8 protein-coding genes are annotated in these 9123 nt (G+C 73.1%); 7 read left to right on the forward strand and 1 reads right to left on the reverse strand.

The window, feature by feature from the left end; all coding sequences use genetic code 11:
* The first annotated feature begins 257 nt into the window (after window positions 1-257).
* The 5 genes from ACFUC1_RS19270 (at window position 258) to ACFUC1_RS19290 (ending at window position 6059) form a co-directional block, all read left to right on the forward strand.
* Window positions 258-1058 (forward strand): BTAD domain-containing putative transcriptional regulator, encoded by an 801-nt coding sequence (locus ACFUC1_RS19270; protein WP_379122700.1) that lies wholly within the window; start codon window positions 258-260, stop codon window positions 1056-1058.
* Window positions 1059-1123: 65 nt separating this feature from the next.
* Window positions 1124-2536 (forward strand): hypothetical protein, encoded by a 1413-nt coding sequence (locus tag ACFUC1_RS19275; protein ID WP_379122702.1) that lies wholly within the window; start codon window positions 1124-1126, stop codon window positions 2534-2536.
* Window positions 2533-3300 (forward strand): peptidoglycan-binding protein, encoded by a 768-nt coding sequence (locus ACFUC1_RS19280; protein ID WP_379122704.1) that lies wholly within the window; start codon window positions 2533-2535, stop codon window positions 3298-3300. Before ACFUC1_RS19275 ends, ACFUC1_RS19280 begins: the two co-directional genes overlap by 4 nt.
* Before the next feature lie 65 nt (window positions 3301-3365).
* Window positions 3366-5006: a hypothetical protein gene (locus tag ACFUC1_RS19285; RefSeq protein ID WP_379122706.1), complete on the forward strand. Its 1641-nt coding sequence runs from the start codon at window positions 3366-3368 to the stop codon at window positions 5004-5006.
* A 60-nt stretch (window positions 5007-5066) separates the two neighbouring features.
* A complete protein-coding gene (locus tag ACFUC1_RS19290; protein WP_379122708.1) occupies window positions 5067-6059 on the forward strand; it encodes a methyltransferase in 993 nt (330 codons plus the stop codon).
* Here ACFUC1_RS19290 and ACFUC1_RS19295 read toward each other — a convergent pair.
* Window positions 6041-7552: a helix-turn-helix domain-containing protein gene (locus ACFUC1_RS19295; protein ID WP_379122710.1), complete on the reverse strand. Its 1512-nt coding sequence runs from the start codon at window positions 7550-7552 to the stop codon at window positions 6041-6043. The two genes, ACFUC1_RS19290 and ACFUC1_RS19295, sit on opposite strands and share 19 nt — an antisense overlap.
* A 182-nt stretch (window positions 7553-7734) precedes the next feature.
* On the opposite strand from ACFUC1_RS19295, the gene ACFUC1_RS19300 reads away from it, so the two are divergent.
* On the forward strand, window positions 7735-8778 hold the full coding sequence (locus tag ACFUC1_RS19300; protein ID WP_379122712.1) for an amidohydrolase family protein: 1044 nt from the start codon (window positions 7735-7737) through the stop codon (window positions 8776-8778).
* A gap of 4 nt (window positions 8779-8782) precedes the next feature.
* Window positions 8783-9123: iron-sulfur cluster assembly protein (locus tag ACFUC1_RS19305; protein ID WP_379122714.1), on the forward strand; the 341-nt coding region annotated here is incomplete at its 3' end.

The raw sequence follows: 9123 nt of genomic DNA on the forward strand, positions 1-9123 counted from the left end.
AGCGGTTCACCTGCTACTGTGCTTCGCCCCGGTCCCCGGGGCAACGCACAGTCCGTTCTGCCCCCTCACCCTCCGGTGGCTGTGAGGTGCTCCGTCATCCGCTGTATTTGCGGTCCGGAGCCTCGCTTTACGATGTCTGGATCGTGAAACGGCGCGTTTCGGGCCTGCAGGGATCCACGGAGTGGGTACCCGCCGTCCCCGGCGGGCCCCACCCCGAGTCGGAGACCCGGCCGCGCCGTCATCGCTCCGGATGAGGGGTGAGGACCGTGCCGGACGCCACCGCAAGCGCCCGCTTCGACACCCAGGTCTCGCTCGGGCTCGTGCGCGACTTCGAGCTGCGGCACCGCGACGGTCCGGTCGAGCTGCCGGCCGCCTCGCAGCGGCTGCTCGCGCTGCTGGCCCTGCTGGCCCGGCCGACGCCCCGGTCCCTCGTGAGCGCCACGCTCTGGCCGGAGGCGGACGAGCAGCACGCCGGTGCCAGCCTGCGCAGCGCGCTGTGGCGCATCGCCGCCCTCCCGGGGCCGTCCCTGGTGCGCACCTGCGGGACCGGTTTGGCACTGGCCGAGCACGTCGTCGTCGACCTGCACGACCTCCTGCGCGATGCCCAGCAGGTGCTCGCAACGCGGCAGCCGCCCGACGGGCTGCTCGCCGCGGGCGAGGCGCTGCGCCGCCTCGGCGGTGACCTGCTGACCGGGTGGTACGACGAGTGGGTGGTCGAGGAGCGGGACCGCTTCCGCCAGCTGCGGCTGTACTCCCTCGACGTCATCGGCACCGTGCTGCTCGACCACGGTCGGACGGGCGAGGCGTTGCAGGTCGCGCTGGCCCTGGTGGAGGCGGACCCGCTGCGGGAGAGCGGCCACCGGCTGCTCCTGTCCGTGCACCTGCAGGAGGGCAACGTGGCGGAGGCCGTCCGCCAGCACGACCGGTACGCCCGCCTGCTCGAGCGTGAGCTCGGGGTGCAGCCGTCGGCGCTGATGGCGGCCCTCCTGCACGGCTGCCGAACGGGCGCGGACGCCACGGTCCGCAGTCGGCGTGACACCGCCGTGACGGTCGCGTGACGCACCGCCGGTCACCCTGAGCCCACACGGGCGCCGCAGGCCCGGGGAGCGTGGGGGTGAGGGCCATGGGCGCAGCCCAGGGAGGGGAGGCGACGGCGCCGCGCCGCCGCATCTGGGTCCAGCAGGTGGCGGTCGAGACCAACCGCCTCAAGATGCGCGTCGACGCCGCGCGGGCGCGCGGTGACCTCACCGAGCCGCAGGAGATGGTCGCCGTCGGCATCGACGGCTTCGTGGAGCGGGCCCGGGCGGCGGCCTTCCGCGACGACCCCATCCCGGGCCGCCTCGCGAACTGGTGGCGCGGCACGCTGGTCGAGGCGGCATACCGGAACATGCACTCCGCGCGCAGCGCGATGCTCGACCTCTACACGGACGCCGAGCTCCGCGCGGAGATCCCCATGGTGGTCGCCCGCGCCAACGCCACGCTGCACCGCGACGACCCCCGCCGCTCGACCATCGCCGAGCTGAGCGCGCTGCCGACCGCGCGGCTGCGCCCCCGCATGCGGCGGCTGGTCGGCGACAGCTACGAGAAGCTCGACCTCGAGCACGCGCAGCTGCGCAGCTTCCGCAACATCGTGCTGCTCGCCGCTGCCTTCCTCTTCGTGTGCGTCGTCGTCACGCTGGTCTTCGTCACGCGGAACCCGAGCTGGGTCCCGCTGTGCTTCGACACCGGCAGGGAGAAGATCATCGCCTGCCCGTCGCGCGAGCTCGCGGGTGCCAGACCGAGTGCCCCGGACATCCTCGTGGCGACGGCGATGGGCGGCCTGGGCGGCGCCTTCGCCGCGGTGCTGTCGATCCGCAACCTCAAGGGCACGGCCAACCCCTACGACGTGCCGGTGGCGCTCGCCGTCCTGAAGTTCCCGCTCGGGGCGATGACCGCGATCCTGGGCCTGGTCGCCATCAAGGGCGGGTTCGCGCCCGGCCTGTCCAACCTCGACAACCAGGGCCAGATCCTGGCCTACGCCCTGCTCTTCGGGTTCTCCCAGCAGGCGTTGTCCCGGCTCCTCGACAAGCGAGCGCAGGACCTGCTCGAGGGCCTCCCCGGGGGTGAGGCTGCAGCCCCGCTGCCGAACTCCAAGGCGGAGGTCCTGCCCGCCGACGCGCCGGCACCCGACGCCGGGGCCGACGGCGGGGCGACGGGCGCCGCCCCGGCTCCGGGTCCCGGGTCCGGCGGTCCGGTCGAGGGCGCGGCCTCCACGGCACCCGCGGGGGTGGCGCCGCCCGGTGCCGAGGAGGAGGCGCCCCGGACGTCTGGCCCCCTCCCGGAGAAGGACCGTCCCGTCGACGAGCCCGGCACGGCCACCCAGCAGGACCAGTTCGACCTGCTGCGCGACACCGGGAACGCGCGCAAGGACCAGAGCGAGGACGAGGAGGCCGAGCTGCTCCGGAAGGAGTTCGGCACCCCGGACGCGCAGGGGATCTACGCGGCACCCGCCGCCGCCACGACCCCACCCCCCACGGGGCAGGAGGGGCAGACATGACCGGGGTCGAGGACATGGTCCGGGCCGCCGAGCGGTCGCTGGGGCTGACGGGCCGGCCGAACACGATCACGCGGTGGTACTCCCAGCGCAACGGCCCGGTCTTCGCCACGGCGCCCTGGTGCAACCAGAGCATCACCTACTGGGCCAACACCTCCGGCAACGCCGGGCCGGTCTGCTTCGGACGCGACTACGCCTTCACCGTCTGGCACGCGGAGCGCTTCCGCCGCGAGGGCCAGTGGCACGTCGACATCGCCGGCATCCGTCGCGGCGACATCGTCTTCTTCGACTGGGACGAGACCGACCGCATCGGCGCGATCGACCACATCGGCCTCGTGACCGGCGTGCGCGACGGCGTCGTCTACACCATCGAGGGCAACACCTCCGACGCCTGCCTGCGCCGGGCGCGCTACGCCTCCACCATCGTGGGCTACGGGCGCCCGGAGTATGCCGGGCCGGGCCAGGCAGCGGTGCGTGCGCCCACGCCGTCGCCAGCGGTGGCCCCGGGTGCGGCGACCGGCAGTGACGCCGCGCCGCCCGGCCTGCCGATGCTGCGCCGGGGGAGTGCCGGCGTGCTCGTCAAGCAGCTGCAGCGCTGCCTCAACAAGGTCCAGTCCTCGCGCCTGCAGGTCGACGGCGACTTCGGGCCGATGACCTCCGGCGCCGTCAAGGCCTTCCAGACGCGGGCCGGCGGCCTGGTCGTCGACGGCGAGTACGGACCCAAGACGGCGGGGAAGCTGACGGTCGCGCGCCGGCGGGTGCGCTGACCCCCCAGGGACACCGATGCACCGCACACCCGGGACGAACCCATCGCGACGAAAGGTGACAGGACATGCCTGACGGCACGCACGCCCCCTCCCTGACGGCCGAGACCGTGCCGCCCGACGCCCCCGACGAGGTCAGGGACCTGGCGGCCCGCGGAGCCGGACCGCGCGTGCCCTGCTTCGACGCGACCGTGGGCGTCACGCTGCCGCCGCAGTCGTGGACGGGCACGCCCCGCAACCGGCTGGTCCTGATCGGTGACTCGCTGAGCCACGGCTTCCAGAGCGGTGCCGTCTTCAACACCGACCTGTCCTACGGCGCGATCATCGCCTACGAGCTGGGGTGGCTCGACGGCTTCCGCTACCCGCGCTACCCCGGGCTGGGCGGGCTGCCGATCAACCTCGAGCTGCTCATGCGCGACCTGGAGTCGCAGGTGGGCTCGGCGATCAGCCTCTGGGAGCTGCCGCTGGCGCTGTTCCGGGCGCGGCAGTTCATGGACGACGTCGAGGACTACTGGGAGCGTGGGCCCGGCGCCGTGCCCCCGACGGCGACCGGCATCAACCACAACCTCGGGATGTACGGCTGGGACCTGCGCGACGCGCTGGACTGGACTGCTGAGCTGCTCGAGCAGCAGGTGACCACGCCGAAGGACGACCTGCTCCAGCAGGTGGTCGAGCACAACAGCGAGCGGGCCGCGCTGCGCGTCTACCCCCGCGGCGACACCGAGAGGACGCTGTCCGTCTTCCAGGCAGCAGCCCGGCTCGGCGAGGACAGGGACGACGACACCGACGACGGCATCGAGACGCTCATCGTCTTCCTCGGGGCCAACAACGCCCTGCGCACCGTCACCGACCTCACCGTCCGCTGGAGCGGCCCCGGGTACGACTCCCTGACGGGCAAGGGCCAGTACACGATCTGGCGTCCCGAGCACTTCCGGTCCGAGCTCGGGCACGTCGTCGATGCGGTCCGCGGGATCCGCGCGCGGCACGTCATCTGGTGCACGGTCCCGCACGTGACCATCGCCCCGATCGCCCGCGGCATCGGCGGCAAGGTCCAGCCGGGGTCGCGGTACTTCCCCTACTACGCGAGGCCGTGGGTCACCGACCAGGCCTTCAACGCCGGCCGCGACGTGCACATCACCGGCGACGAGGCCCGCGCGGTCGACTACGCGATCGACGTCTTCAACACCGACATCGAGGGCGTCGTGCGCACCGAGCGCAGCGGTGGCGCGCCGGGCGGGACGGTACGGGACTGGTACCTGCTCGACATCGCGGGCATGCTCGACCGCCTCGCCGCCCGGCGGTACATCAACGACGTCAACGCCAGGCCCTCCTGGTGGACGCCGTACCCGCTGCCGCCGACCCTGCAGGCGCTGCAGCCGCCGGTCGACTCGCGGTTCCTCAGCGGCGACGGGCACGGTGGCCGGGACCAGGGCGGGCTGTTCTCGTTGGACGGCGTGCACCCGACGACGGTGGGCTACGGCCTCATCGCGCAGGAGATGATCCGGATCATGGAGTCCGCCGGGGTCGCCTTCCGGCACCCGAACGGGCAGCCGCGGACGGGCCCGGTGCTCGTCGACTTCGACCGCCTCGTGCTGCGCGACACGCTCGTCCGGTTCCCACCGCAGATCGTGGACTCGACCCTGTCGACCCTGGGCTGGGCCGACGAGCACCTCGGCTGGGTCCTGCGCGCGCTGAAGTCCCACTTCTGACACCCGTCCTGCTGCAGACGGCTGACCCGGACGGGCGGTCCCGCGCGTACCGTCCGGACCGTGGAGCTCCCACCGGCACAGGACGTCATGCGGCTCCTCGGCGGCTACATGGTCACCCAGGCCCTCGGGGTGGTGGTCGACAGCGGTCTCGCCGACCGGGTCGGGGACGAGCCGGTGCCGCTCGAGGTGCTCGCCGGGCACACCGGCATACCGGCCCCACAGCTCGCCAGGCTGCTGCGCGCCCTGCGCACGGTCGGTGTCTTCGACACGGGGCCGGACGGCGTCGTCCACACGGACACCTCGCGGCTCCTGTGCCGGGACGCCCGCGCGAGTGTGGCGCCGTTCGTCGACATCCACACCGACCGCGGGTATGCCGCGTGGGCCGACCTGCTCGTGGCCCTGCGCGAGGGCGGCTCGGCGTTCGAGCGGCAGCGGGGCATGCCGATGTTCGAGTGGCTTTCGAGCCACCCGGACGAGGGGGCGCGGTTCAACGAGGCCATGGCGGCGGGGTCCCGGCAGCGCAGGGAGGTGCTCCTCGCGAGGGACTGGTCGGGGTCGACCTCCGTCGTCGACATCGGCGGCGGCACCGGCACCAACCTGCTCGCCGTGCTCGAGGCGCACCCGCACCTGACGGGGGCGGTGCTGGACCTGCCGTCGGTGCGCGAGCAGGCGCTCGCCCTCATGGCCACCTCACCGGCCGGGGACCGGTGTGGCTTCGTCGCCGGCAGCTTCTTCGACGAGGTGCCCGTCGCGGACACCTACGTCATGGCCGTGGTCCTGCACGACTGGGACGACGAGCAGGCCCTGCGCATCCTGCGCTCGTGCCGGCGGGCGGCGCCGGACGGCGCGCGGCTGCTGGTCGTCGAGACGGTGCTCGCCGACGGCGAGGGCTGGGACTGGGCGCCGTGGATGGACCTGCACATGCTCGTCATGCTGGGCGGTCGCGAGCGGACCGAGGCCGAGTGGCGCCGGCTCCTGCAGGACGGCGGGTGGGACGTGGAGGCGGCAGGTCCGCGGCTGCTGGAGTGCCGCGCTCAGCGCGAGACGCCGTAGTACCGCAGCTTGCGGTAGAGCGTCGCCCGGCTCATGCCGAGCTCTGCCGCGGCCTCGCCGACGCTCACGCCGTCGCGGGCCAGGGCCCGGACGATCTCGTCGCGCTCCAGGGTCTCCATGCGCGAGAGGCGGTGCGCGTGGTGGGTCGAGAACGCCGGGGGCAGGTGCCGCACGTCGACGGTCTCGGAGCGGGCGGCCGCGTCGTGGACCACGCGGACGAGCTCGTCGACGTTGCCCGGCCAGTCGTGGGCCTGCAGCGCGCGCTCGGCGGCTGGCGTGAAGTCGACCTCGCGCATGCGGGCCTGGTGGGCCACCCACCGGGCCAGGGCCAGCACGTCCTCGGGGCGCTCGCGCAGGGGTGCCACCTCGACCACGCTGCCGACCAGCGGGGCCAGCGGCGCCGGCACGACGTCGAGCTCCCGGGCGGTCACCGCCCAGGCCAGGCCGCCGTCGGCCGTCGGCGGACGGTCGGCCACCGCCGCCATGGCGCGCTGCCGCAGCTCGTATGCCGCCCACGCCGGCAGCGCGTCGACGTTCTCGACGACCACGGCCGTGTCGGGCTTGGCCAGCTCCGGGATCCACAGGGACAGCCATGCCTCCACGTCCTCGGCGTCGGGGACGTCGGCGGTCAGGACGCGGATGCGCGGGTGGGCCCGACGCAGCGCCTGGCCGAGGAGGGTGGCGCGCCCCGACCCGGGCTCGCCGACGGCGGCGACGGTGCGGCCCTCCCGGAACGCCGACGTCGCGGTCTCCAGGGCGTCGGTCCACGTCGCCGACATCGACCGGATGGTGCCGGCCGCCGGCTCCAGGCGTGCACGCTGGACCCGGAAGACGGCACCGCGCGGCTGCGAACGGACGGTCCGGCCGCTGGAGCGCGCGAGCATGAGGGCCGCCGTGGTGGAGGCCGCAGACTCGGCGAGCGCGAGCAGCAGGCCGGCCGAGGACCGGGACCACGTGGTGATGTTGACGCAGCCCTCGAGGCGCCCACCGACGGGGTCGATGACGGGCACCGCGGCGCAGGTGTACGTGCACAGGCTCGCGCTGTAGTGCTCCTCGGCCCGGACCAGTGAGGGCGCCCGGTCGGCGAGGGCGAGCCCCAGCCCGTTGGTGCCGGCCTCGCGCTCGGAGAAGGCGAACCCGGGTGCGAGGTGCACCCGGTCGAGCGCGCGCAGCAGGCTCGTGTCGCCGGAGAACCGGTTGAGCACCAGGCCGTCGGCGTCGGTGAGCATGAGGCTGAGCGGCTCGTCGGCCAGCGTCCGGTGCAGGCTCGTCAGCACCTCGTGGCCGCACTCGAAGAAGAGCGAGTCGGGGACGACCGAGCCGGCCCACACGGGGTCGACCGACTCGAGCGAGACGCCGTACTCCTCGCTGCGCTGCCACGACGCGAGCAGGCGCTTCGACGGGGGCGCGGAGGCGGCGGTGGACGAGGCCCCCGGGGCCCCGGTCGGCGCGCCCGCGCGGCGGGGCAGGGCGGCCTCGTGGTCGGCGGTCATCGTCGACCTCCTCTCGCTCCCGGAAACGGTAACTCCGGGCGTTCTGCAGGGCCACGGGTTCGCGTCTCAAAGTGAGACGGGGTCGGGTCTCAAAGTGAGACTGCGACCCCCTGTCACCGGCCTCGAGCGGCACCTACCGTCGCTGCAGTCCGCGACGACGGCGTCGCGAGAAGGAGAAGGCCATGTACACCAAGGACGGCGAGAACTACTTCATCGTCGACGCGCACATCGCGCTCTGGGACGCGCGTCCGGAGAACCTGCGCAACGAGCACGGCAAGCAGTTCATCGACTGCTTCTACGACTACCACCGCAACCTCTCGCCCGAGGAGGAGGCGTGGTCGTACGAGGACTACCTGTACCAGGGTGGCCAGCGCCTCATGAAGGACCTGTTCGAGGACGGCTACGTCGACCACGCCATCTTCCAGCCGGCGGCCCTCACCGAGTTCTACAAGAACGGCTTCGGGCAGACGAAGGAGGCGTACGAGCTGGCCGCGGCCCACCCCGGCAAGCTCACCTACAACCACAACTTCGACCCCCGCAACGGCGAGCAGGGCCTGGACGACCTGCGCCGCGACCACGCGGCGATGGGATTCAGGGGAGTGAAGCTCTACACGGCCGAGTGGCACGGCGAGTCCCGCGGCTGGAAGCTCGACGACCCCTGGGCCTACCGCTACTTCGAGGTCTGCCGCGAGCTCGGCATCACCAACATCCACGTCCACAAGGGCCCGACCATCCGCCCGCTGGACCGTGACGCGTTCGACGTCGCCGACATCGACCACGTCGCCACCGACTTCACCGACCTCAACTTCGTCGTCGAGCACGTCGGCCTCCCGCGGCTGGAGGACTACTGCTGGATCGCCACGCAGGAGCCCAACGTGTACGGCGGCCTCGCAGTCGCCATGCCCTTCATCCACACCCGGCCCCGGTACTTCGCGCAGATCATGGGCGAGCTCCTCTACTGGGTCGGCGAGGACCGGCTGTTCTTCTCCAGCGACTACGCGATCTGGACCCCGCGCTGGCTGGTCGAGCGGTTCGTCGACTTCCAGATCCCCGAGGACATGACCGAGTACGCCCCGATCACCACGGACCAGAAGAAGAAGATCCTCGGCCTCAACGCCGCGAAGATGTACGACATCGAGGTCCCGGCGGAGCTGCGCCTTCCCGAGGCCGAGGCCACCGAGACCGGTCCCCGCGACCCGGCCGCCGCCGACCTGGCCACGGTCTGAAGCCATGACCGTCCTCACCCCCGAGCAGACGGTGTCGAGGGCTGCCGTCCGACGCGCCCTCGACACCGTCATCGACCCCGAGCTCGACGAGCCGGTGACCGACCTGGGCTTCGTCCGGTCGGTCGACATCGACGGCCGCGACGTGACCGTCCACCTTCGTCTGCCCACCTCGTTCTGCTCGCCGAACTTCGCCTACCTCATGGCCTCGGACGCCAAGGACGCCCTCACGGGGCTCGCCGGGGTCGGTCGGGTGGTGGGCGCGCGCGCCCCCCCCCCCCCCACGGCCCGGAGCCACCCCCGGCCGGCGGCGGCCCCGGGCGCCCGCGGCCCCCTCCCCCCCCCCGC

Origin of the sequence: Pedococcus sp. NPDC057267, from assembly GCF_042668795.1 — a bacterium.
Taxonomy (GTDB): domain Bacteria; phylum Actinomycetota; class Actinomycetes; order Actinomycetales; family Dermatophilaceae; genus Pedococcus.